The following is a 21,795-nucleotide window of genomic DNA, read 5'->3' on the forward strand; positions in this document are numbered from 1 at the left end:
CATGAAATCTCTGCCGTATACCATTGCGCTTCTTTTTTGCGGATTGATCATCTTGTCAATGGCCGCAAAAGGACATTCAGCGGACACAGACGAGTCCGTTCAAAAGTGGGAACAGCTCGCCTGGAGCAAAATTCAGGATGAATATAAGGGTGCTTCATTTTCTGATTACGCTTATATGGGGCGGACCGAGGTGAATGATGAGCAGACGAAAGATGTTTTTCGGGTGACGGTCAGACAGAAAGCTGATACCTTTTCTGTTCGGGCCGAAGTCTATTTTCATCCGGTGACAAAGCATATGATCAGCATCAACGTCTTTAGGCTCTAATCAAAAAAACTGTACAGCCGCTAAGGCCATACAGTTTCTGTTTTTAGAAATATCGTTTTGCACCAAGATAGCGCTGTTTCCAGTAAGAGTTGTTCATACTGGAAATGACAACTCCGGAATCGTTGGCATTAATAAATTCCCCGTTTCCAAGATAAATTCCGACGTGGGAAGGGCCGGCTTTATATGTTGTGAAGAAAACGAAGTCTCCGACAGCAGGCTGGCTGACAGATTTCATTGTGTTCCAATATCCGGCTGCCGTTAATCTAGATACGGATGTAACTTTGTTCAGTGCATAGTAAATGAATCCGCTGCAGTCAAACCCGGCCGGTGTCGTGCCTCCCCAGCGATACGGAACCCCAAGCTGCTCTTTAGCGGCGGCAATCATTGTGTTAATCTTCGCGCTTGTTGAGCTGGAAGTGCTTGAAGAACCGGATGAAGAAGAGGATGAAGATGAAGCTTTTCCGGTAATGACCAGCTTTTGGCCAACCTGCAAGACATCTGTTTTTAAATTGTTTTTCTCCCGAATCTGCTGAGCTGTTACATTAAACTTTTGAGCAATCACCCATAAGGAATCGCCGCTTTTCACCGTGTATGTAGTCGTCGTGCTTGAGCTAGCATTTGACGAAGAAGACGATGATGAAGTGCCTGAAGATGCTTGACCTGTCAGCTTCAGCACTTGCCCGACGTACAGCATGTCTGATTTCAGATTATTGCTGTTTCGGATTTGCTGTACAGTCAGGTTATAGTTGTTTGCAATTTTCCAAAGTGAATCTCCGCTTTTTACAGTATAATTCTTTGTTGCTGAAGTTTGGCTCGAATTGGATGAAGTGTCTTTGGAAGACGTATTAGAGCCGCTTGATTTTGTTTTCAACACTTGATTCACATAAATGGTGTCTGATTTTAAGTTGTTCAAGACCTTCAATTCAGCGACGGACATATTGACTTTGTTTGCAATTTTCCAAAGCGAATCTCCAAGCTGCACCTTGTATGTTCCGGTAGAAGATGAAGAGCTTGAGCTCTTATTGGAATTGCTTTTTGTACTGGAACTAGAGCTTGAGCTTGAAGAAACCGTACCGGCTACCTTTAATTTCTGACCTGCACGAATCATGTCGCTACTTAGTCCGTTTAATTTTTTCAGTTCCTGCACCGTCATTTTATACTCATTTGCGATCAGCCAAAGTGAATCTCCGCTTTTCACTGTGTAAACAGAACTTCCGCTCTTCTTGGTTGTTGAGCTTGAAGTAGATGAAGTGCCTGAATTGCTGTCCGGAATGGTAAGCGTCTGGCCGATAGACAGAACAGTAGTCGAAAGATGGTTGGCGGATGTGATAGCCGCCACACTTGTGTTGTAGTTTTGGGCCAGTTTCCATAAAGAATCTCCGCTTTTGACCTTAATCGTTGCTGCTTCAGCTGGTGTCACTGCTAAAGTTGTACTGACAATCGCAGATGCTGTCAGCCCTGCTGCTAATTTCTTTTTCATCTGAGCTCTCCTTTTTCCCCCAATGATTTTGAATATGCTGTTTCTTTTTTATATCGGCAGGTTCGCCCCATCGTTTTGCCTTTTTTGAAAAACAGCCATATTATCTTAACAAAAAGGGGGAAAAAGGGCATAAAAAAAGAAGGAATCATGATCATTCCTTCATTCTTAAAAGCTTCATGATGTCTTCTTTGTTTTTGACAAGGTCGCGCAGTGTATAGTTGTCCAAAACCGCAAGATAGGCCATAAGCGCTTCATTCAGCACATGTTTTAAGCCGCACACCGGGGAAATAACGCAGAGATTCTTGTTTACATCAAAACATTCAACAATATTAAAATCGTCTTCCGTTTTTCTGACAACCTCACCGATGTTGATGTCTTCAGGGTCCATGCCTAAGCGGATACCGCCGCCTCGTCCGCGTATTGTTTCTACATAGCCGAGCTGGCCGAGCCTGTATATCACTTTCATGAGATGATTTTTTGAAATAGAATACGTTTCGGCAATCTGTTTTATATTCGAAAGTTCTCCGGGACGTTCTGCGGCCAGAAAAATCAACACTCTTAATGAGTAATCTGTATAATTTGTTAACTTCATAATAAGACCTCGTAATAAGACATTTTCTATATCTTATCATAATCGATTGAAAAATGAAAAAAAAGGAATTTTTCACTGAAAAAACGTGCACCCTGCTGGGTACACGTTTTTGATTACATGTTATTCGGCGGATTTTGGTTTTTACGGTTCTTGTCAATTTCGGTGTTTTGCATTTTACGTTCAAATGCAGACAGATAACGCGATGCAAAATCCTTTCCGCCAAGGCCAAAGGATAAACCGAAGGCGAGTGCGAAGCCGCTAAGCACGATGATGAACGCGGAATTGACGATTGTGGCAGCGACACCAAGCTGGTCAAGGGCCATAAAGAAAGCAAGTGCGATAACCGTATATTTAGCAATCGCCGCTAAAGACTTGAATTCCTGGCCTTTGATTATGCTTGCGAGCACTTTTCGCACCAATTCCCCGGCGTAAAGGCCGATGCCGAGAATGAATACAGCGACAAGGACATTCGGCAGATACGCGATGATGCCAGTCGCAATCTCTACGAGAAAGTGCAGCTGAACAATTTGCAGCGCCTCGGCTGTAAACAGCAGAATGACAATGATTTGCGCAATCATACCGACAACTTGAGACAGGGACAGCTTGGCAGGCGTTCCTGTTTCCATGCCCATTTTTCCTAATACAGAATCAAAGCCTGCGCGATGGAGGAGTCCGGACACCATGGTGTTTACCCATTTTCCTGCCCACATACCCGCTAAAACAAGCACGATGGCAATGATGATGTTCGGAAGCATGTTTAAAATGGTATTCAGCATAGAGACAGCCGGTTTCGAAATGCCGGCGACATCCAGCTGGTCAAGCGCTGAAATGACAACTGGTATTAAAATCAGCACATAAGCGATTGTTCCGATGACTGCAGAAAGACTTGTATCTTTTAAGTAAATAGATAAACCCATACGTGCGGCGAATCTTTCCGTACCGATGCTTGCAAGGAAATTCGTAATGATGTCACGTACAAGACGGGCAACAAGCCAGCCGATTAAAACGATAAGCGCGGCGGCAAATAATTTCGGCAGAAAAGCAAGCACGCTTTCCATCATATTTGTAAACGGACCTGAAATGCCGCTGATTTTCAAAGAAGATAAAACCCCTGGCAGGAAAACAAGCAGCACGAGATAAAAGACAATTTGCGAAGCGGCATTGACTGCCTGATGAATATCTTTTCCTTCAGACACCAAATTCCACTTGCGCAGCTTGTCACTCGTGTTCAGCTTCATCCCGATTTTTTTAACAAGGAAGCTCAATACAGAGGCTGCAGCCCATCCTAACAGCAAAATGAGTCCAGCCTTCAGCACACTCGGGATAGCTGCTGTAATTGCGGAAAGCATGCTGACAAACGGTGACGCCACTGATGTCAGGTGCAAAATGTTAAAGAATAAAATAAAGACGATAATCAATGCGATAAAATAAACGACCTTGCTTATGACTTTTTCTGAGGAATAGCGTGATGGCTTTTTCCCAGCAAAGAGCTTGTCGTCAATTTTTGTTTTTCTGAGCCCTTTGTAAACCGCCTTTTCAATGATTTTAGCGATAGCCCATCCGATTAATAAGACGAGTAAAGCAATGATTAAGTTTGGCAGCTTACTGAGATAAGAAGAAAGCATGTCTGCTACATTCAATTGGTATCGCTCCTTTTTTTCGTAATATGGTGTGTTTTTACCCACTGGCACAATCGGCAAACAGCTGAATGTGCCGAGCGAATTTTTTTCTGCCCAAGCGAGGCTATCATCTTTTGTCAGGCGGGCTCATACATTATAGATAAGTCCAAGTAGGGGGGATTCGGTTGAACGCGGAGGAGAAGAAGGGATTACAGCGGGCAATTGAGGAAATTACCGAAATTGCAAAAGGATTCGGCCTTGATTTCTACCCGATGAGATATGAAATCTGCCCGGCTGAAATTATTTATACATTCGGCGCGTACGGGATGCCGACAAGATTCAGCCACTGGAGCTTCGGGAAGCAATTTCACAAAATGAAGCTGCATTATGATCTTGGATTAAGCAAGATTTATGAGCTGGTCATTAACTCAGATCCATGCTACGCTTTTTTGCTGGACAGCAACTCACTGATCCAAAATAAATTGATTGTCGCTCACGTTCTGGCCCATTGTGATTTCTTCAAAAACAACTGCCGATTCCAAAACACGAAGCGCGATATGGTGGAAAGCATGGCGGCAACGGCCGAGCGGATTAAACATTATGAACAGGTTCACGGGATAAAAGAAGTAGAAGCTTTTTTAGACGCAATCCTTTCGATTCAGGAGCATATCGATCCGTCTTTGGTCCGTCCGAAGCTTCTATGGAGTGTGGATGATGAGGAAGAGGATATTGAAGAGGCAGCGACGCCATACGATGATCTATGGTCTTTGGATGAAAAGAAACCGAAAAAACAAGTCAAAAAATCGAAAAAACCTTTCCCGCCGCGGCCGGAAAAAGATATTCTGCTTTTTATCGAGGAGCACTCCCGGGAGCTAGAGCCGTGGCAGCGTGATATTTTAACGATGATGAGAGAGGAAATGCTTTATTTCTGGCCTCAGCTGGAAACAAAGATTATGAATGAGGGCTGGGCTTCCTATTGGCACCAGCGAATTATACGTGAGCTTGATTTAACCTCAGATGAAGCGATAGAGTTCGCCAAGCTGAATGCAGGTGTCGTTCAGCCGTCCAAAACAGGCATCAATCCTTATTATTTAGGGCTGAAAATATTTGAAGACATTGAGGAGCGGTACAACAACCCGACGGAAGAAATGAAGAAAATGGGCGTGAAGCCTGACTCAGGCAGGGAGAAAATGTTTGAGGTCAGGGAAATTGAATCCGATATCTCTTTCATCCGCAATTACTTAACAAAAGACTTAGTTATGCGCGAGGATCTTTATTTGTTTCAAAAACAGGGCAGAGATTATAAAATCGTCGACAAAGAATGGAAATCGGTACGCGACCAGCTCGTGAGCATGCGGGTAAACGGCGGGTTTCCATATTTGACAGTAAACGACGGCGATTACATGAAAAATAACGAGCTCTATATTAAGCATTGGTATGAAGGCATAGAACTGGATTTGAAATATTTGGAGAAAGTGCTCCCTTATTTATTTCAGCTTTGGGGAAGAAGCGTACACATCGAGTCTGTGCTTGAGGATAAGGAGGTCATGTTTTCGTACGATGGAAAAGGTGTTCACCGCAGGTATTTATAAAAAAAGAGGATGCAGCGTTCTGCATCCTCTTTATTTTCCTGTTTTTAACATCTTAAATATGATGTGTGCCTGATCGGTATTATTAATCAGTCCACGGAATTTTTCTTTTCCGGGGCCATACGCGTATACTGGTACTTCTTCGCCGGTATGATCGGTACTCGTCCAGCCGCTGTTAGATCGTGTGTTAAAAATCTTGATGATGGCTTTGTAGGCGCCTTTGCTTTTGTCAGCCTGTGCAGCAGCTTCAACACTTTTGATTTCTTCTGATGTAAATTTCAGATTTGTATAGCGGGCGAGCACATCTTTGACCGGTTTGCCTTCACTGATTTTTTTGGCCATAAATTCAGGCGTTTTTTTCGCGGAGAGAATCGGCTCCGCGTGCCAATTCTTTTCGCCGTTTGCACCAATGGCAAAGCCGCCGGTTGTATGGTCAGCAGTTGCGATGACAAGTGTATGTTTATCTTTTTTCGCAAAATCAATCGCGGCTTTATAGGCCTGTTCAAAATCTTTAACCTCGCTCATGGCTCCGACTGTATCATTGTCATGGGCCGCCCAGTCAATTTGGCTGCCTTCGACCATCAAGAAAAATCCTTTTTTATTTTGATTCAGGCGGTCAATTGCTGAAACCGTCATGTCTTTGAGAGATGGTGTTTTGCTGTCACGGTCGAGTGCTTTAGCAAGCCCTCCGTCTGCGAAAAGCCCGAGCACCTGCTGATCTTTATTTTTCTTCAGTGCTTGTTTTGTTGTTACATAGCTATAGCCGGCTTGTTTGAATTCCTTCGTCAAATTTCTGTCCTTGCGGTTAAAATACGATTTTCCGCCGCCAAGCAAAACGTCTATTTTTTGTTTGCCTTTTATTTTGTCATCCATATAGCTGTTGGCGATTTGGTCCATGTTTTTCCGTGATTCATTGTGGGCGCCATATGCGGCTGGAGTGGCGTGGTTAATTTCAGACGTTGCGACAAGCCCTGTTGACTTGCCTTGCTGTTTGGCCTCTTCAAGTACTGATTTTACTTTTTTTCCGTTTTTATCGACGCCAATTGCATTGTTATATGTCTTAACGCCTGTCGCTAATGCTGTTCCGGCAGCTGCTGAATCTGTAATATTATAGTCAGGGTCATCCGGGTGCGTCATCATCATGCCTGTCAGATTCGGGTCAAACTCCGTTAACTTCGGGTTATTCGGTGTTTCACCGTTATTTTTTAGGGAACGGTAGGCGTTTATGTAAGGAGTCCCCATGCCGTCACCGATCATCACAATGACATTTCTGATCTCGGCTTTGTCTTGTTTTTTGGCGCTTGCCGTTTCGGTTTGCTGCAGCTCGGCTCCGGCAAAGATCCCAGCTGTAAGGACAGAAACAGCGGCGATTGGCAAAAGTTTTGATTTCATGTTTTGAAACAAATTCATTTTTTGCATGCCTCCTTAAATGTATTCTGTTTATCATGTTAGGGAAATTTTGTTAAATGTGGCTGTTGATCATGTAAACATTAAGTAAAGCATTGTAAGGAAATGAAAAACGTCGTTTCGTTATTTTGCCTTAGTTGGTTCAAAGCATTCATTTTTCAGAAAAATCTTTACCTCTCTGTCCTTGCATGATATGTTTGTTTAAATAAAAAAACTGCGGATAACCGCAGCTTTCCTCGTATATTCTTTATCACACATTCTTCCATAAGTGAGTGGACCCCGAAAGTTTTTCATTTATTTCCTTTAAGTTGAAAAACATCCCAAAAAACATGACAAAAGCACTCGTTTTTTGTCACCTTTGAAACGAAAATGAAATATTTAATACCCTTAAAAACTTTTTTTAGGAACGAATAATTAAGAAATTTGTCGCATGAAGTCAAGACTATTTCTGTTGGGAATCTATCCTTATAATAGAAAACAATAAGATTAATTTAAAAAAAGAGATACATATATATAGATTTAACATTTGGGGAGGAAAATATGAAAAAGCAAATCATTACAGCTACGACAGCAGTTGTTTTAGGATCGACATTATTTGCAGGAGCGGCATCTGCACAAAGCATCAAGGTGAAAAAAGGCGACACTTTATGGGATCTTTCAAGAAAATATGACACTACGATCAGTAAAATTAAATCAGAGAACAACCTTCGCTCAGACATCATTTATGTAGGGCAGACTTTATCGATTAACGGCAAATCTACAAGTTCAAAAAGCAGCAGTTCTTCATCATCTTCTACATACACAGTAAAGAGCGGGGACAGCCTTTGGAAAATTTCGAAAAAATACGGCATGACAGTCAATGAACTGAAAAAACTGAATGGCTTAAAGTCAGACTTGCTTCGTATCGGACAAGTCCTGAAACTGAAAGGTTCAGCAAGTTCAAGCAGCTCAAGCTCATCAAGCGTATCAACATCTTCAAGTTCAACTTCAACTTATAAAGTGAAGCGCGGGGACAGTCTGTCTAAAATCGCAAAGCAATACGGTACGACCGTTAGCAAATTAAAAAGCTTAAACGGCTTAAAATCAGATGTAATCTATGTCAACCAAGTGTTGAAAGTAAAAGGAACAAGCACAAGCTCAAAACCTGCTTCTTCCAGCTCTTCATCATCTTCAAGCAGTAAAGCATCATCTACCACATCACTTAATGTGAGCAAGCTGGTTTCTGATGCCAAAGCGTTAATCGGAACGCCATACAAATGGGGCGGAACGACAACTTCCGGCTTTGACTGCAGCGGATTCATTTGGTACGTGCTGAATAAACAAACAAGTGTGGGCAGAACAAGCACTGCGGGATACTGGAGTTCTATGAAGAGCATTTCCAGCCCGTCTGTCGGAGATTTTGTCTTCTTCACAACATATAAATCCGGCCCTTCCCACATGGGAATTTATGTCGGGAACAACAGTTTCGTACATGCAGGATCTGACGGCGTACAAATCAGCAGCCTGGACAACAGCTACTGGAAGCCTCGTTACCTCGGTGCGAAAAGATTCTAATTTTAAAGGAAACCCGTTCATTGGAACGGGTTTTTTCATTAGACGGAGCACATCCGTGTTGGTTGCTCCTAAAAATGAAAATGTGATAGAAAATCCAAGAATTTTTTTTCTTTCTTATTTTCATAAAGGGCGATTGCGTAAGCGCCGGCATAGGGCAGCTGTATTGATTGATAAGGGATTCTGATCATCTGTTTCTCTGCCAATTCACGCTTTACTGTAGATAAGGGCAGAAATGAAACTCCAAGTCCTTCCTTGATAAACCGTTTCGTTATATGTGTTTGTGTCACTTTCATTGTTCTCACAAATGGAAATGTCACTCTGACTTGACGGAGCAAGTCGTCCCAGTAATCAGGATGATTGTGGGTCAAAAGCAGGTACTGCTCGAGCACCTCTTTGGCATCAATTTCTTTGTCATCTATGAAACGCTGATCAGGGGGGGCAACAAGGACAACAGGGTCTTTATATAAACAGTGGCAGGTTAAAGAGGAAGACTGTACCTTTAAACAGCTCAGTCCGATATCTGCTTCCCCGGCTTTAATCTGCGACGCGATTTCTGCCGATTCGAAAATCGTAACTGCCATTTCTGTTTCCGTATTCATCGCTGTGTACCGCTTCATGACAGAAGGAAGCACAGTATCTGCGATAAGCGGAGAAACTGCGAGCTGTAAGGTTTGAGAGTAGCCTTGTCTCACTCTGTGAAGCTCTGCCATGCTGTTTTCGTAATCATCAAGAAGCCGCAGCGCATACGGCAAATAAGCCCTGCCTTCATCAGTCAGCTGGATCTGCCTGCCTTTTCGCTCGAACAGCTTGCAGCTGATTTCTTTTTCTAATTGCTTGATATGTACGGTCACAGTGGGCTGAGATAAAAAAAGCGTTTCCGCTGTTTTTCGGAAGTTTTCATATTTCGCAGCGGTCACAAAGGTGTGAAGCCATTTGAAATCCATTTCTATTCTCCCTCTGATTAATATTTTTAATTAATTCCCTTTAAAATATTCAATATTTTTTAAATATTATATTTACTATAATAACAGAAAAGGATAGGGGGAATACAAATGGTACATTACGGATTAAAGGGAATTACATGTGTGGAGACATCTATCAGCCATATTGATGGTGAAAAAGGCCGTCTGATTTACAGAGGCCATCATGCAAAAGACATCGCGCTGAATCATAGCTTTGAAGAAGCCGCTTATTTGATTTTATTTGGAAAACTGCCGTCACCTGAAGAGTTGCATACATTTGAAGGTAAGCTGGCTGCGGAGCGGTACCTGCCGGAACACATCGAGCGCTTGATTCAGTCACTGCCAAACAACATGGACGACATGTCGGTGCTGAGAACGGTTGTTTCAGCATTGGGGGAAAATGCATACTCGTTTCAACCAAAAACTGAAGAAGCGATTCGGCTGATTGCAATCACGCCTTCTATCATTGCGTACAGAAAACGATGGACGCGCGGTGAACAGGCAATTGCGCCATTTTCCCAGTACGGACATGTCGAAAACTACTATTATATGCTCACAGGTGAACAGCCTTCAGAGGCAAAAAAGAAAGCGCTTGAAACATATATGATCCTGGCCATAGAGCACGGCATGAACGCATCCACTTTTTCGGCACGGGTCACATTATCCACAGAGAGTGATTTAGTGTCTGCCGTCACTGCTGCTCTCGGCACGATGAAAGGCCCGCTGCACGGAGGCGCTCCTTCTGCGGTAACAAAAATGCTTGAAGACATTGGAGAAAAAGAAAATGCTGAAGCATATCTGACAGAAAAACTCGAAAAAGGAGAGCGCCTGATGGGATTTGGCCATAGGGTGTACAAGACGAAGGACCCGCGGGCAGAAGCTTTGCGGCAAAAAGCAGAAGAGGTGGCCGGCAATGACCGCGATCTTGATCTTGCGCTGCATGTAGAAGCAGCAGCGATTCGTTTGCTTGAAATCTACAAACCGGGACGTAAGCTGTATACAAATGTTGAATTTTATGCGGCGGCTGTCATGAAGGCGATTGATTTTGAGGATGAATTGTTTACACCGACCTTTTCAGCAAGCAGAATGGTAGGATGGTGTGCCCATGTGTTGGAGCAGGCAGAAAACAACATGATCTTCCGTCCATCAGCGAAATATACAGGCTTCATTCCTGAAGAAGTTCTTTCTTAACATATTTTGTCGTTTATTCGCTTCTATGGCGTGGTAACGTTCAGTATCAACCACATGTCTAGGAGTGATGAATATGAACCCAATGGACAGACAAACAGAAGGGCAAGCGCCGCAGCATCAGGACAGACAGCCGGGCATTGAGTCAGAAATGAACCCGCTGCCTCTGTCAGAGGACGAGGATTATCAAGGGAGCGGAAAGCTGAAAGGAAAAGTCGCGATCATTACCGGGGGCGACAGCGGAATAGGGAGAGCAGCTGCTATTGCGTTTGCTAAAGAAGGGGCTGATGTCTCCATTCTATACTTAGATGAGCATTCGGACGCAGAAGAAACGCGTAAACGGATCGAAAAGGAAAATGTCCGCTGTCTGCTTATCCCGGGAGATGTCGGGGACGAGAACCATTGTGAACAAGCTGTGCAGCAAACCGTAGACCATTTTGGCAAACTTGATATATTGGTGAACAACGCCGCTGAACAGCATCCGCAGGACAGCATTCTCAATATTTCAACAGAACAGCTGGAAAAAACATTTCGCACAAACATTTTTTCCATGTTTCATATGACGAAGAAAGCTTTGCCTCACTTGAAAGAGGGGAGTGCAATTATTAATACGACTTCGATTACCGCTTATGAAGGGAATACGGCGTTAATTGATTACTCCAGCACAAAGGGTGCGATTGTCTCCTTTACGCGATCCATGGCGATGTCGCTTGCGGATAAAGGCATCAGAGTGAATGCGGTAGCGCCCGGCCCGATTTGGACACCGCTTATTCCGGCGACATTCCCTGAGGAAAAAGTGAAACAGCACGGTTTGGATACCCCAATGGGAAGGCCGGGACAGCCGGTTGAGCATGCAGGCGCCTATGTCCTGCTGGCATCTGACGAATCTTCCTATATGACAGGGCAGACCATTCATGTGAATGGCGGCCGTTTTATTTCATCATAATGAACGAAAACCAGCATGATGGCTGGTTTTTTTATGTTAGGAGAAATTTAAAAATAAAAATTTGTCGATTTTTCTAACAATTCTGTTTTCATTTTTGTGATTTTATATATAATATTGAATAGGAGAAAGGAATGATTTGCGACCGGTACAAATAGAGTAGAAAAAAAGAAAAATGACCAATGTCGCTCATGAATTCAGAAAATTCAAATAAAATATATAAAAATAGATCATTAGTCTAGGAGTTGAAGGGGAATGAAAGGGAGCGTATTTAGGAAGAAAAGCATACAGGATTTAATTGCTGCGACGAGTGGTGAAAAATCTTTAAAAAGAGAATTAGGGGCATTCGATTTAACATTGCTTGGAATCGGAGCCATTATTGGCACAGGGATTTTTGTGCTGACGGGAACAGGTGCAGTCACGGCCGGTCCTGGGCTGACCATTTCATTTGTTGTGGCGGCGCTGGCTTGTTTATTCGCCGCCCTGTCTTACGCAGAATTTGCTTCAAGTGTGCCTGTTTCGGGTTCGGTGTATACATTCACTTATGCGACATTGGGTGAGCTTATGGCCTTTATTATCGGGTGGGATTTAATTTTGGAATACATGCTGGCGGTAAGTGCAGTGTCAGTCGGCTGGTCTGGTTATTTCCAATCGTTTTTATCAGGGCTCGGCATTCATCTTCCGGTTGCTTTAACAGCGGCACCGGGGGCAGTGAAAGGCACCTTTACCATGTTTAATCTGCCTGCATTCGTCATTGTAATGGCGATAACGTTTTTGCTTTATTTAGGCATTAAAGAATCTAAAAGAGTCAACAACATCATGGTCATCTTGAAAGTGCTGGTCGTTCTGCTGTTTATCGCTGTGGCAGCCGTTTACGTGAAGCCGCATAACTGGCAGCCGTTTATGCCGATGGGCTTTGGCGGCGTATTCAGTGCAGCTGCGCTCGTATTCTTTGCTTTTATCGGATTTGATGCTGTATCCTCTGCTGCGGAAGAGACGAAAAATCCTGCGAAGGATCTGCCTAAAGGCATCATATTCTCTTTATTGGTTTGCACGATTTTATATGTCACCGTATCAGCGATCATGACAGGGGTTATCCCGTTTGCTCAGTTTGCGGGTGTGGATCATCCGGTTTCTCTCGTTCTTCAAAGCGCCGGGCAAAACTGGGTGGCAGGCATCATTGATATTGGCGCCGTTTTGGGAATGACAACCGTTATGCTCGTGATGCTTTATGGACAGACACGCGTCATGTTTGCCATGTCGCGTGACGGACTGGTGCCTGGCTCACTTTCTAAAGTACACCCAAAGCACAAAACACCTTATGTGGCCACTTGGTTTTTCGGAACGATGTCGGCGCTTCTCGGCTCACTTGTTCCGCTGGATGAACTTGCAAAGCTGGTAAACATCGGGACGCTGTCAGCGTTTGTGCTGATTTCTGTGGCAGTTATCGTTTTGAGAAAGAAACAGCCGGATCTTCCGAGAGCCTTTAAATGCCCAGGGGTTCCAGTGATCCCAGGCCTGGCGATTCTGTTCTGCCTGTTCTTAATTTTAAATCTTGGATGGGTGACGATTGTACGCTTCCTTGTGTGGCTGTTAATCGGCTTGGCAATCTATTTCCTGTATTCAAGAAAGCATTCAAAATTAAATCAATAATCTTTCGATAAAAGAGAGCGGTGATTCAGGCCGCTCTCTTTTATATTCTTGATCATGAATATATAGAAATGAAGACAAAAATAAGAGATAATATAGGCTGGAAAGGAAGTGACGTTTATTGTCTGAGCAAAAACCAGTCCAATGGGCTTCGAAAATCGGTTTCGTCATGGCAGCCGCCGGCTCGGCCATCGGCTTGGGCGCGATATGGAAGTTCCCTTATGTAGCGGGAACCAATGGAGGAGGAGCCTTTTTTCTTATCTTTGTGTTATTTACCATCCTCTTAGGCTATCCGCTTTTAGTGGGGGAATTTCTTTTTGGAAGACGGAACCAGACGAATGCCATTGATGCATATAAAAAAGAAGCGCCGCGAACAGCTTGGTTTCTTACAGGGTGGGTCGGCGTAGCCGCATGTTTCTTAGTACTGTCGTTTTACAGTGTAATCGGAGGATGGATTTTGCTGTATATCTTGAAGACAGCATCAGGTTCACTGTCCGGACTTTCTCAAGCGCAGTATGGCACCCTTTTTGCTTCTATTATCCAAAATCCGGTGCAGACGCTCGCGGCTCAGTTTGTATTTATGGTGCTGACTGTCTTGGTAGTCGCCAGAGGGGTTCAAAAAGGGATTGAACGGGTCAGCGCGGTGATCATGCCGATTTTGTTTATATTGTTTATTCTTCTCGTTCTTCGGTCTCTCACACTTAATGGTGCGATGGAAGGCGTGAAATTTTTGCTTGTGCCTCATTTCGGCGATCTGACTCCGGAATCCATATTATTCGCGCTGGGACAGGCCTTCTTTACGTTAACACTGGGGGTTTCGGTGATGGTGACTTACAGCTCTTACTTGCCGAAAACACAAAATGTCCCTCGTTCGGCAGCCTCCATTGTCGTGATGAATATCATTGTGACACTCTTGGCGGGTTTGGCCATTTTCCCGGCGGTTTTCTCATTCGGCTTTCAGCCAAATGAAGGTCCGACACTGCTATTTACAGTGCTTCCGGCCGTATTTGAACAGCTTCCGTTCGGCACGCTGTTTTTTATCGGCTTTCTCGTTGCGTTTTTATTTGCAGCCTTAACCTCAGCGTTTTCGATGGTTGAAATTATTGTCGCCACAATCGGAAAAGGGAACGAAAAGAAGAGAAAAAAACTGTCATGGGCGAGCGGGCTTTTGATTTTCTTGGTCGGAATCCCTTGCTGCTTGTCGTATGGTGTATTGAGCGATGTCCACATATTTGGTAAAACGTTTTTTGACATTGCCGATTTTACCGTCAGCAATGTTTTAATGCCATTAGGGGCTCTGTTAATTTCTCTTTTTATCCCGCTCAAAATTTCGAAGCGCGAGCTCTGGGAAGAAATGAGAAGCGGATCAAATGCAGGTAAAGCATTCTTTTACACATGGTTTTATTTGCTTCGTTTTATCGTGCCATTAGCCATTATTATTGTATTCTTAAATTTAATCGGGATTTTATCCTTTTAAAAAACAAGCTCCGTTTCCGGAGCTTGTTTTTTATTTAATAAGACGATATCAACGGCGCCCATGCCGTTTTCAGTTTTTCGATACCGAGCCTGATGTCCCCTTCTGACAAACCGCCATAACCGATTAAGACAGAAACAAATGGCGGCTGTCCTTTATATGAGGGGGATACGGGATAGATGGTTACGCCGTTGTCGGCGGCAGCTTTAATCGCTTCTTCTTCACTGACTGGAAACAAAAGCCGCAGCAGGATGTGAAGCCCGGAGTTTTTACCGAGAATCTCAACGCTGTTTCCCAGTTCAGAGCGTATGGCATCTAACAGGACAGCGTGTTTTTTTCGGTATAAGGCTCTCATTCTATTTACGTGCTTTTGCCACTCTCCGCTTTCGATGAAGTCTGCCAGTGCCATTTGTGAGTGGAAAGAGACCGTTTGCTTCATTAACTGAGCGTTTTTTCTGACCGGTTCCATGAGTGCAGGGGGCAGAATCATGTAGCTGAGCCGCAAGGAGGGCAAAAGTGGCTTTGAAAAAGTGCCGAGATATATGACTCTGCCATTCGGATCAAGACCCTGCAAAGACGGAATAGGCTGGCCGCTGTAACGAAATTCTCCATCGTAATCATCCTCTATAATGAACGAGTTTGCTTCTTTTGCCCATGCCAGCAGCTCCTGTCTGCGGGTTATCGTCATAATGGTCCCAAGCGGGAACTGATGCGAAGGAGTCGTATACATGAGATACGGATTGTGGCGTTTAAGCTCACCCGACAGGACGCCTTCTTCATCAGAACAAATCGGAATGACATTCATGCGATTTGCTTCAAACATCCTTCTTGACCGGTGAAAACCCGGTTCTTCAAAACCGATTTTTGTTCCTGGCTCAAGCGTAAGGCAAAGAACCTGCAGAAGCACGGTTGTTCCTGCGCCAATAATGATCTGCTCTGGCTCGCAATGTACTCCTCGTGACAGCCTGACAAAACGGGCAATCATGTGCCTGAGTTCAGGTTCTCCTTGTGGGTCGCCAGAGGTGTGAAACGATCCGGAATAGCGATCCAGACTTTTTGCCGTACTTTTTCTCCAGGCGTTAAAGGGGAAGTGGACATGATCAACATTGCCTTGATGAAAGTCAATAGCAGGTGCTTTATTTTCAATTATAACCTGTCGCATAGACTGCTGAAAATGGTCAGGAGCCGCCGGGAAGTCTGCTTCTACTCCCGCCGCGAACCAGCCGATTTTTGGCTTGCTTTTGACATAGCCTTCAGCAGTTAATTGCTCGTAAGCACGTTCGATTGTTGCCGTACTGACACCGAGCGAGCCGGAGAGCCTGCGTTTTGACGGAAGCTTTGTTCCCTTCGTGATTCGCGCGTGTGAAATTTCTTGTTTGAAAAAGGTATAAAGCTGCTCATACAGCGGTGTTTTGCTTTTTTTATCAAGAAACGGCGTGATATCCATCTCATATCTCCTTTGTATCTGGCATGGTCAACTTTTCTAATATTGGCTATTTGGCAAATGCCATTTATTCGCTATGATCATTGTAACGAAAGGAAAGGGGATTGAGAAGATGATTCATATGAAACAACTAACCACGATAGAAGAATGGGCCGAGTCGTATCCGGTAATGAGTGAATTGAGAACAGAACTGGATGAAGAGACATATTTACAAAGGCTTGAAGCCTGTGTGCAGAAAGAATCGTATATGCTGTTTGCCTTATATGAGGATACAGCAATCAGGGCGCTGTGCGGCGCGCTGCCGAGAGTTTCCATTCATAAAGGGGAGCACTTATGGATTGCGGATCTTGTGACAACCGCGCCTTGCCGATCAAAGGGATACGGCAAAATGCTTTTAGATTATGCCGCAGACTGGGCGAGAAAAGCCGGATTTGGCTTTGTCAGTCTTTCATCTGGCCTTCAGCGTAAAGACGCACACCGGTTTTATACAGACAAAATGGGTTTTACTATAGAAAGTTACCTGTTTCGAAAGCAGGTGTAATTAAAAAAAGACGCCTGAAGAGGCGTCTTTTTCTTTTAAAAGCCAAACTGTAAATTGGTATCTACAGATACAATGGTATACACACAAATGATCACAAAGAGATTCAAGATGACGCCGAGCAGGCCGGGGCCTGTGCGTCCTCTCTTGATGAAGAGTTCAATAACGCCAAACGGAACGGCAGCCATGGCGAACGGAAGCATTTGATAGGAATAAAATGTGACGTTGCTGATAATCGCCAAATTCAGTAAGAGCAGGGACAGAACCGCTGTCCCGACAGAGATCCAGCCGAATACATTGTGTTCTTTAAAAATTCTTACCAGTTCCATAATTCCACCTCGCCGACATTCGCTGATTTTACAGATTTGTTTTTCAGCATGCGCTGGATTTCCTTGGTTGGTCCTGTAACGACCGACCCGTATACATTGACACCGTTTTTCTCGACATAATCCAATCGGTTATCCACATTCAGGTCTTTTCGTTTTGAAATGACCTGCGCCCATTTTTCGTGCTTGGACATGAATTTCAGGGCGTTGATAAACTGATCGCCATTTGACTTGCCTTTTGTATTAAGTGCGGCCAAGAACTTTGAATCCTTCCCAGGATAGCCAAGAGGTTCTGTGTACACTGTCTCATTTGTATTTTTCTCTGTTTCAATTGCATTCCACAAGAAGCTCACATCATAGCCTTTGAACTTGTTATACACTTCTTTTGTCGGGTATGCACGGTCATATGAAAGATAGACCTCGGAAACCGTTCCTTCAGGTAATGTCTTTAACGTTTTTTCTGCTTTTGCAGTTGTTTGTTCTGATGCATTTGATGGGTGTGTAAAGTAATGGCCGGTTTTATTCACTTCTAAGTCATAGTAGTTAACGGCCGGCGCTTTCACTTTATCATAAAACATTTCAACCCGTTCATTCCCTACGGCAGCTGTCTTCGTGCCGATTTGCTTTTGCAGCGGGAATTCCGTATTCATGCCAAACAGCTTTACTTGGCTTTTCAGTCCGGATGTATCGACAAGAACATTCGGCATGGTCAGGGCTACAGTGACTGCGGCGGTTTCCATAAACTCATTGCCAGTGCTGTGTTTTCCTCCCATTCCGTAATAGAGGTAGCTTCCCAGCGTACAAAGCGGCAAAATCATCAATGTCGAAATGACGGCAAGTACAGAAATTCGCAAATAAGACTTGCGTTTGCCGTAGGCTAAAATCGCTTTTTGTTTTTCAGGACTGATGCTGACATCCCAATCGTTATCGTCCTCTAGCTCGCTGTCAATCAGTTCCTGATACACTTCTAGCTTCTCAAGTTCTTCCTCAAATGCGGTCATTTCCTGGTCGCTCATTTCCCCATTTTTATATTGATCAAAACGCTTTTTAAATTCTTCATTCATCATTAACACCTCTATTATAAAGTGCTTTCAGCCGCTGTCTGGCGCGAAATAAAACACTTTTAAAATTCGCCTCTGAAATATTCATAATATGGGATGCTTCTTTGTAATTTAACTCTTTTAAATAATATAGCGTTAAGGCCTCCCGATAATTATCGGGGAGCTCGGACATATAACCAGTCAGCACTTCCTTTATCTCTACCTGATGGGCAGGGCTCTGAACAGCATTTTGAAAGAGGCTTCCGATCAAGTCATCAGATATGGTTACTTCTTTCTTATGCTTTCTGACGTAATCAATGAAGGCGTTTCGCGCCACTTGAAAAAGCCAGGGCTTTACTTTGCTGTGATCATAGGAGTGAATGTGTATGTATGCCCGCATAAAGGTTTCCTGCAGCAAGTCTTCGGCAAGATGCTTGTCTTTAGTCATGGAGAGCAGGAACCTATAAACATCATTCATGTACATTTGGTAAATTTCATCGATCGTCACTGCCTTTTCTCCCCTCTATCTTATACACGCATAAGAAAGGTTTAAAGTTGCACATTACGTGCAAACGGCTTTTTTATACCTAATCAAACACCATTCCTATATAGTAACCAAAAATGGCCGCGAAAGATAGTACCGAGAAATGTTTAACATTTTTGCCAGAGGGGAAAAGATAGTGAAAAAGTGAAGGAGTGGCATAATGGAATATACCAGTATTGCAGATACAGGAATCAAAGCCTCCAGAATCGGCCTCGGTACATGGGCGATTGGCGGAACGATGTGGGGAGGCACTGACGAAAAAACATCCATCAAAACAATCCGCGCCGCTCTTGATCAGGGGATTACACTGATTGACACCGCGCCGGCTTATGGCTTCGGGCAGTCCGAGGAAATCGTCGGCAAGGCGATCAAGGAGCACGGCAAAAGAGATCAGGTGATTCTCGCAACGAAAACGGCTCTGGACTGGAAGAACAACCAGCTGTTCCGTCACGCGAACAGAGCGAGAATCATAGAGGAAGTCGAGGCTTCTTTGAAGCGGCTTCAAACGGATTATATTGATCTTTATCAGGTGCATTGGCCTGATCCGCTTGTGCCAATTGAAGAAACGGCAGAAGTAATGAAGGAATTATATGATGCGGGGAAAATCCGGGCGATTGGCGTCAGTAATTTTTCAGTTGAGCAAATGGATACATTTCGCGCCGCTGCACCGCTTCATACGGTACAGCCTCCATATAATCTGTTTGAAAGAGAAATCGAAGAGAATGTTCTTCCGTATGCAAAAGACAAACAGATCACAACGTTATTATACGGCAGTTTATGCAGAGGGCTGTTAACAGGAAAAATGACCGAAGAGTATCCATTTGAGGGCGACGATCTGCGAAATCACGATCCGAAATTCCAGAAGCCCCGCTTTAAAGAGTATCTTTCCGCTGTCAAACAATTGGATGAGCTGGCGAAGACACGTTATGGAAAATCAGTGATTCACTTGGCCGTCAGATGGATCTTAGATCAGCCGGGAGCGGATATTGCTCTTTGGGGAGCAAGAAAGCCTGAGCAGGTTGAGGCGGTATCAGAGATTACAGATTGGACGCTGAGCAGTGAAGATTATAACAACATCAATGCCATATTAGAAAATACGATATCAGACCCGGTCGGGCCGGAGTTTATGGCACCGCCGACCAGGGAGGAAATATAACAAAAGCTGAGGGTGAATCCTCAGCTTTTTAGCGTTTTAACCGGAGAAATCATAAAAATTAGTACCAGGTAATAAAAAATGTTGTTATAATAAGTAACAGTAAGAATCATTGATTACGACAAAGGAAGTGCGATATGTATAAGTTTTGTGCAAATGCTTTAAAAGTTATTCTTTCTCTTCGCGGAGGAGTGAAGGTGTATAACAAAGAAAACCTTCCGGCCGATTCAGGTTTTGTCATCGCGTGTACACACTCCGGCTGGGTTGATGTGATCACACTCGGAGTCGGGATTCTTCCTTATCAAATACACTACATGGCGAAAAAAGAGCTTTTTCAAAATAAATGGATCGGTTCGTTTCTGCAGAAAATTCATGCCTTTCCGGTAGATCGGGAAAATCCCGGGCCAAGCAGTATTAAAACACCGATTAAGTTGCTGAAAGAAGGAGAGATCGTCGGTATCTTCCCAAGCGGAACAAGAACCTCTGAGGACGTGCCTTTGAAAAGAGGTGCGGTGACGATTGCGCAAATGGGGAAAGCGCCGCTCGTTCCCGCTGCTTATAAAGGGCCCTCAAGCGGAAAGGAATTGTTCAAAAAAGGAAAAATGAAGCTTATTATCGGTGAGCCTCTTCAGCAGGCTGATTTTGCCCACCTGCCGTCAAAGGAAAGACTTGCAGCTATGACAGAGGCTTTGAATAACAGTATTAAAGAACTTGAAAAGAAGCTTGAGCAGTTATAAACCATCAGTACTTCTACTCACTAATTTCCCGATTGTTTATAAGTTCCTCGGCAATTAGCTATACTAATTGAGGAATTGACTATTGGGAAAGGTTACGGAAAATGAAAAAAATCATCGTAGTCGGAGCTGGAATTCTGGGAGCGTCAACTGCATATCAGTTAGCCAAAATGGGGGCTGAGGTTCTTGTTATAGATCGGAAAGATAAGGGACAGGCCACCCATGCGGCGAAAGGCATTATTTGTCCGTGGCTGTCACCCAGGCAAAATCAGGCGTGGTACAGAATGGCAAAGGCAGGAGCACACTTTTACCCCAGCTTCATAGAGGAGCTTAGAAAAGAAGGCGAGAAAGAAACGGGTTATGCTCCTGTTGGTGCTCTTAGTATCCATCACGAGAAAGAAAAGGTAGAGAAAATTGAAAAACGGGTGCAGGAACGCAAACAAGATGCCCCGGAAATCGGTGAGATTTCCTTTCTATCTGAAATGAAAACCGCTGGCATGTTTCCGCTGCTGGCTAAACGGTACCATTCCATTCATATAAGCGGAGCTGCCCGAGTGGATGGCGAAGTGCTGAGAGATGCATTAGTGCGTTCAGCTCAAAGAATGGGCGCCGTTTTTTTAACAGGCGATGCCAAACTTCAATATCATGCGAAACGAGTGACAGGAGTAACCGTGAGTGATGAACGTTATGCTGCTGATGAGGTGATTGTTTGTGCAGGTGTATGGGCAGAGCAATTGCTGGAACCTTTGGGCATTCGCTTCAAAGTAAGCGTGCAAAAAGCGCAAATCGTATATGTGCAGGTTCCGGCCGCAAATGATATGGACAGCTGGCCGGCTGTGATGCCGCCTTCTAAGGAATATCTGTTAGCTTATGCTGACAAGAGAATAGCCATCGGAGCAACTCGTGAAGATGACATAGAAGGACATGATGTACGGATAACGGCCGGCGGGCTGCAGGAATTGTTGAACAAAGGTTTAGAAATGGCTCCTGGTTTAGCAAATAGCACCTTTCAAGAAGCAAGAGTCGGTTTACGCCCCTTTACACCAGGTGATGTGCCGGTGATCGGACCCCTTCCCGGCTGGGATGGGATCATAGCAGCAAATGGCCTTGGATCGTCAGGTTTGACAATGGGGCCCTATATGGGGCTGCAGCTGGCAAAGCTGGCTCTCAAAATGGATGTAGACATCAATTTAGAAGATTATGATATAAAAAAAGCAGCAGACGTTCATTGAA

The 21,795-nt window shown here is 44.1% G+C and carries 20 protein-coding genes; 11 read left to right on the top strand and 9 right to left on the bottom strand.

The genetic code is table 11. The annotated features are described in order from the left end of the window. Position 1: 1 nt before the first annotated feature. Positions 2-325 (top strand): YqzG/YhdC family protein, encoded by a 324-nt coding sequence (locus GYO_RS27510; RefSeq protein ID WP_014113177.1) that lies wholly within the window; start codon positions 2-4, stop codon positions 323-325. A 43-nt stretch (positions 326-368) separates the two neighbouring features. Here the strand turns inward: GYO_RS27510 and lytF are convergent, their stop codons facing one another. The 3 genes from lytF to GYO_RS27525 form a co-directional block, all read right to left on the bottom strand. Continuing rightward, positions 369-1,805 carry a peptidoglycan endopeptidase LytF gene (gene lytF, locus GYO_RS27515; protein WP_014113178.1) on the bottom strand — a complete coding sequence of 479 codons (1,437 nt, stop codon included), beginning with the start codon at positions 1,803-1,805 and terminating at the stop codon, positions 369-371. A gap of 151 nt (positions 1,806-1,956) precedes the next feature. Continuing rightward, positions 1,957-2,397, bottom strand: coding sequence for a nitric oxide-sensing transcriptional repressor NsrR (gene nsrR / locus GYO_RS27520; protein WP_014113179.1), 441 nt, complete (start codon positions 2,395-2,397; stop codon positions 1,957-1,959). 113 nt (positions 2,398-2,510) lie between these two features. Then, positions 2,511-4,037: a mechanosensitive ion channel gene (locus tag GYO_RS27525; protein ID WP_014113180.1), complete on the bottom strand. Its 1,527-nt coding sequence runs from the start codon at positions 4,035-4,037 to the stop codon at positions 2,511-2,513. A gap of 164 nt (positions 4,038-4,201) precedes the next feature. Here GYO_RS27525 and spoVR point away from each other — a divergent pair, with 164 nt between their 5' ends. After that, entirely contained in the window at positions 4,202-5,608 is a 1,407-nt protein-coding gene (spoVR, locus tag GYO_RS27530) for a stage V sporulation protein SpoVR (protein WP_041520906.1), read from the top strand. Between the two features lie 30 nt (positions 5,609-5,638). Here the strand turns inward: spoVR and phoA are convergent, their stop codons facing one another. Beyond that, a complete protein-coding gene (phoA, locus tag GYO_RS27535; protein ID WP_079288684.1) occupies positions 5,639-7,024 on the bottom strand; it encodes an alkaline phosphatase PhoA in 1,386 nt (461 codons plus the stop codon). 528 nt (positions 7,025-7,552) lie between these two features. On the opposite strand from phoA, the gene lytE reads away from it, so the two are divergent. Next, positions 7,553-8,566: a peptidoglycan endopeptidase LytE gene (gene lytE / locus GYO_RS27540; RefSeq protein ID WP_014113182.1), complete on the top strand. Its 1,014-nt coding sequence runs from the start codon at positions 7,553-7,555 to the stop codon at positions 8,564-8,566. Positions 8,567-8,634: 68 nt separating this feature from the next. On the opposite strand, the gene citR is transcribed toward lytE, so the two are convergent. Continuing rightward, complete coding sequence (gene citR / locus GYO_RS27545; protein WP_014113183.1) at positions 8,635-9,510, bottom strand: transcriptional regulator CitR; 876 nt, start codon at positions 9,508-9,510, stop codon at positions 8,635-8,637. 108 nt (positions 9,511-9,618) lie between these two features. On the opposite strand from citR, the gene citA reads away from it, so the two are divergent. The 4 genes from citA (at position 9,619) to GYO_RS27565 (ending at position 14,786) form a co-directional block, all read left to right on the top strand. Continuing rightward, positions 9,619-10,719, top strand: a complete 1,101-nt coding sequence (gene citA, locus GYO_RS27550; RefSeq protein WP_014113184.1) for a citrate synthase CitA — start codon at positions 9,619-9,621, stop codon at positions 10,717-10,719. A 73-nt stretch (positions 10,720-10,792) separates the two neighbouring features. Then, positions 10,793-11,662, top strand: a complete 870-nt coding sequence (locus tag GYO_RS27555) for an SDR family oxidoreductase (protein ID WP_014113185.1) — start codon at positions 10,793-10,795, stop codon at positions 11,660-11,662. Positions 11,663-11,914: 252 nt separating this feature from the next. Next, on the top strand, positions 11,915-13,312 hold the full coding sequence (gene bcaP / locus GYO_RS27560; protein ID WP_014113186.1) for a branched-chain amino acid transporter BcaP: 1,398 nt from the start codon (positions 11,915-11,917) through the stop codon (positions 13,310-13,312). A gap of 118 nt (positions 13,313-13,430) precedes the next feature. Next, positions 13,431-14,786 carry a sodium-dependent transporter gene (locus tag GYO_RS27565; protein WP_014113188.1) on the top strand — a complete coding sequence of 452 codons (1,356 nt, stop codon included), beginning with the start codon at positions 13,431-13,433 and terminating at the stop codon, positions 14,784-14,786. A gap of 34 nt (positions 14,787-14,820) precedes the next feature. On the opposite strand, the gene pdxR is transcribed toward GYO_RS27565, so the two are convergent. Then, on the bottom strand, positions 14,821-16,230 hold the full coding sequence (pdxR, locus tag GYO_RS27570) for a MocR-like pyridoxine biosynthesis transcription factor PdxR (protein WP_014113189.1): 1,410 nt from the start codon (positions 16,228-16,230) through the stop codon (positions 14,821-14,823). 109 nt (positions 16,231-16,339) lie between these two features. Between pdxR and GYO_RS27575 the strand changes: the two genes are divergently transcribed. After that, positions 16,340-16,768 (top strand): GNAT family N-acetyltransferase, encoded by a 429-nt coding sequence (locus GYO_RS27575; RefSeq protein ID WP_041520907.1) that lies wholly within the window; start codon positions 16,340-16,342, stop codon positions 16,766-16,768. Positions 16,769-16,803: 35 nt separating this feature from the next. Here GYO_RS27575 and GYO_RS27580 read toward each other — a convergent pair whose 3' ends face one another. Genes GYO_RS27580 through sigM form a run of 3 tightly spaced genes read right to left on the bottom strand, consistent with a single transcriptional unit; the run spans position 16,804 to position 18,639 of the window. Beyond that, a complete protein-coding gene (locus GYO_RS27580) occupies positions 16,804-17,094 on the bottom strand; it encodes an anti-sigma-M factor (protein WP_003224169.1) in 291 nt (96 codons plus the stop codon). Then, positions 17,082-18,158 (bottom strand): anti-sigma factor, encoded by a 1,077-nt coding sequence (locus GYO_RS27585; RefSeq protein WP_072183560.1) that lies wholly within the window; start codon positions 18,156-18,158, stop codon positions 17,082-17,084. The genes GYO_RS27580 and GYO_RS27585 overlap by 13 nt, the downstream gene beginning before the upstream one ends. Beyond that, on the bottom strand, positions 18,148-18,639 hold the full coding sequence (gene sigM, locus GYO_RS27590; protein WP_003224177.1) for an RNA polymerase sigma factor SigM: 492 nt from the start codon (positions 18,637-18,639) through the stop codon (positions 18,148-18,150). Before sigM ends, GYO_RS27585 begins: the two co-directional genes overlap by 11 nt. 196 nt (positions 18,640-18,835) lie before the next feature. On the opposite strand from sigM, the gene GYO_RS27595 reads away from it, so the two are divergent. The 3 genes from GYO_RS27595 (at position 18,836) to GYO_RS27605 (ending at position 21,794) form a co-directional block, all read left to right on the top strand. After that, a complete protein-coding gene (locus tag GYO_RS27595; protein ID WP_014113192.1) occupies positions 18,836-19,831 on the top strand; it encodes an aldo/keto reductase in 996 nt (331 codons plus the stop codon). A gap of 134 nt (positions 19,832-19,965) precedes the next feature. Beyond that, on the top strand, positions 19,966-20,565 hold the full coding sequence (locus GYO_RS27600) for a 1-acylglycerol-3-phosphate O-acyltransferase (RefSeq protein WP_003224182.1): 600 nt from the start codon (positions 19,966-19,968) through the stop codon (positions 20,563-20,565). Between the two features lie 101 nt (positions 20,566-20,666). Next, entirely contained in the window at positions 20,667-21,794 is a 1,128-nt protein-coding gene (locus GYO_RS27605) for an NAD(P)/FAD-dependent oxidoreductase (RefSeq protein WP_014113193.1), read from the top strand. Position 21,795 lies beyond the last annotated feature (1 nt).

Source organism: Bacillus spizizenii TU-B-10, assembly GCF_000227465.1.
Taxonomy (GTDB): domain Bacteria; phylum Bacillota; class Bacilli; order Bacillales; family Bacillaceae; genus Bacillus; species Bacillus spizizenii.

What these genes read in the sequence shown, in the direction of transcription:
- GYO_RS27510 (WP_014113177.1), top strand. Translation starts at nt 2, where the DNA reads ATGAAATCTCTGCCGTATACCATTGCGCTTCTTTTTTGCGGATTGATC.
- lytF (WP_014113178.1), bottom strand. Translation starts at nt 1,805, where the DNA reads ATGAAAAAGAAATTAGCAGCAGGGCTGACAGCATCTGCGATTGTCAGT.
- nsrR (WP_014113179.1), bottom strand. Translation starts at nt 2,397, where the DNA reads ATGAAGTTAACAAATTATACAGATTACTCATTAAGAGTGTTGATTTTT.
- phoA (WP_079288684.1), bottom strand. Translation starts at nt 7,024, where the DNA reads ATGCAAAAAATGAATTTGTTTCAAAACATGAAATCAAAACTTTTGCCA.
- lytE (WP_014113182.1), top strand. Translation starts at nt 7,553, where the DNA reads ATGAAAAAGCAAATCATTACAGCTACGACAGCAGTTGTTTTAGGATCG.
- citR (WP_014113183.1), bottom strand. Translation starts at nt 9,510, where the DNA reads ATGGATTTCAAATGGCTTCACACCTTTGTGACCGCTGCGAAATATGAA.
- citA (WP_014113184.1), top strand. Translation starts at nt 9,619, where the DNA reads ATGGTACATTACGGATTAAAGGGAATTACATGTGTGGAGACATCTATC.
- GYO_RS27555 (WP_014113185.1), top strand. Translation starts at nt 10,793, where the DNA reads ATGAACCCAATGGACAGACAAACAGAAGGGCAAGCGCCGCAGCATCAG.
- bcaP (WP_014113186.1), top strand. Translation starts at nt 11,915, where the DNA reads ATGAAAGGGAGCGTATTTAGGAAGAAAAGCATACAGGATTTAATTGCT.
- pdxR (WP_014113189.1), bottom strand. Translation starts at nt 16,230, where the DNA reads ATGGATATCACGCCGTTTCTTGATAAAAAAAGCAAAACACCGCTGTAT.
- GYO_RS27575 (WP_041520907.1), top strand. Translation starts at nt 16,340, where the DNA reads ATGATTCATATGAAACAACTAACCACGATAGAAGAATGGGCCGAGTCG.
- GYO_RS27580 (WP_003224169.1), bottom strand. Translation starts at nt 17,094, where the DNA reads ATGGAACTGGTAAGAATTTTTAAAGAACACAATGTATTCGGCTGGATC.
- GYO_RS27585 (WP_072183560.1), bottom strand. Translation starts at nt 18,158, where the DNA reads ATGATGAATGAAGAATTTAAAAAGCGTTTTGATCAATATAAAAATGGG.
- GYO_RS27595 (WP_014113192.1), top strand. Translation starts at nt 18,836, where the DNA reads ATGGAATATACCAGTATTGCAGATACAGGAATCAAAGCCTCCAGAATC.
- GYO_RS27600 (WP_003224182.1), top strand. Translation starts at nt 19,966, where the DNA reads ATGTATAAGTTTTGTGCAAATGCTTTAAAAGTTATTCTTTCTCTTCGC.
- GYO_RS27605 (WP_014113193.1), top strand. Translation starts at nt 20,667, where the DNA reads ATGAAAAAAATCATCGTAGTCGGAGCTGGAATTCTGGGAGCGTCAACT.